We start from the raw sequence: 1,737 nt of genomic DNA on the forward strand, positions 1-1,737 counted from the left end.
GGCCCTTAGCCGTGCCTGACCGTCTAAAACCTTCCTGTGTGCCCGTTTCGCGCCAATTTCCTCATTCATTTTTTCGAATGTGGCAAGCTCTCTTTTGTTGTTCCTTATATTGCGTTCTAACGCCCTCTGTTTTTGGCTTTCTTTGTATGCTTTTTCGTTCCGCTCTGCATTAACAGGATGATAACGTTGTTCTGAAATGCCTGGAATGTAGGGATACTGAACATGGCCGCAGTTAATACCAAACAATCCGTCCGGTTCGCCCTTACTTGTGCTGGATAGCGCCGGATATTTCGGATCATTGCCGCTCCTGCTGAATATCCTGCCTTGATACGGGGCGCATTTGGGCCGTGCCCCTACGTGTGAGCTGATTTCTACCAAGTCCACGCCGTAACTATCAAACCTTGAGTCCTGCATTTCGTTAGCAACGTTGTTACCCATTGTTCGAATGACCGTATAAGCGTAACCTTCCGCATACCTTCGTTTGCCGTCTGCTGTTATTAATGCCGGTATTCCCTTTTGCGCCCAATCTTGCACGGTGCTTCTCAGGGCTTGTTGTGGCGTTTTTAGTCCACTGATAACCCCTGCGACTGTCTGAGTCAGTATGTCACGATACACTACCTGGCTTTGAGTCAGCATTGTCGAATTGACAAGGTTATAAATATCGGTTGCCTGCCTTGCGAATGCGTCTAGTATCTGCCATATGGCCGGATCTTGTTTGACTGGCAGTGCTGCCATAAGGGGAATACCTTGAGCTATCGCCTTTTGAAGTACCGCCTCATTCGCTTCTATGCCTTCCATGCCAATGTTCTGAAGGATTTCACGGATCTTCTTTTGTGTAAGCTTACTTTTCTTTGATATGGCCCGTATATTCTCCCGTGTGAGTCCGCCGATCTGTTCTAGCTTCAGCGCATACCATTGATTAACGTCCGCTTCCAAGGCTTTTGTATCCTACGCCAGCAGCGCGCCAATGTTCTCTAATATCTCCGTCTGAATGGACGAATATATCTGAACGATAGGCCAGGACAATTGTTCCGCTTTCTCAGGTGTTACGCGTGCCATCAGACACCGCCGCCGCCAATTTCACTAACATCTGGCAGCTCGGTTGCCGCTTCTTCCTTCGCTTCTTTGATAAGCTCCCGCGCTTTCTCTTCAGGCACTTTGAGAATGTGCATAAGGCCCATATAACGAGGCATCAGCCCGCTGTTAACTAACTTCAGATAGAAGTTGGCGTTGGCATCCCGATCCTCTGCAATAGAGTCGTCAAAGTCAACGGTCACATCATAGTCAGGAGGGACAGTAAACACCTTGTAAAGCTTTGCGATCTCGCAAATAGTGGTAATCAGATTTATAATTCCCTCTTCGATCACAGTCTCATGGCTGTTCTTCGTTTGGAATGTCTTGCTGTTCTCACTGACTACCTCAGTAGCCGTTTTTACGCCCTGACCATCAAAAGAGAACACGCCAGGACTAAACCCTATTTGCATTGCGAAAAGATCCAATAGGGATTGAATAGCCTTAACGTGTTCTTCTACTCTCAGCTCAATAGAGTTGTCAACAATCTGTTGCCTGTCTACATCTTCAAAGTTGAAAGCCTCGTATACTTCGTCACTAGCGTCAAAATAACGGTGAAATTCCTCGGTTTCTGCGTTAACAACTGTCCTGATAGCTGAGTGTGGAACAATGATACGCTTTTTACCCAACCTGAATTCACGGTGATAGCTGTCAAAGGCTGTATCC

2 protein-coding genes are annotated in these 1,737 nt (G+C 47.0%); both read right to left on the reverse strand.

The window, feature by feature from the left end:
• Window positions 1-936, reverse strand: a 936-nt coding sequence (locus ACFWZ2_RS43590) for a phage minor capsid protein (RefSeq protein WP_384555354.1), incomplete at its 3' end; no start/stop codon positions are given.
• A 122-nt stretch (window positions 937-1,058) separates the two neighbouring features.
• On the reverse strand, window positions 1,059-1,737 hold a 679-nt coding region (locus ACFWZ2_RS43595; RefSeq protein ID WP_384555355.1), incomplete at its 5' end, for a phage portal protein.

Source organism: Streptomyces sp. NPDC059002, assembly GCF_042740435.1.
Lineage (GTDB): Bacteria > Actinomycetota > Actinomycetes > Streptomycetales > Streptomycetaceae > Streptomyces.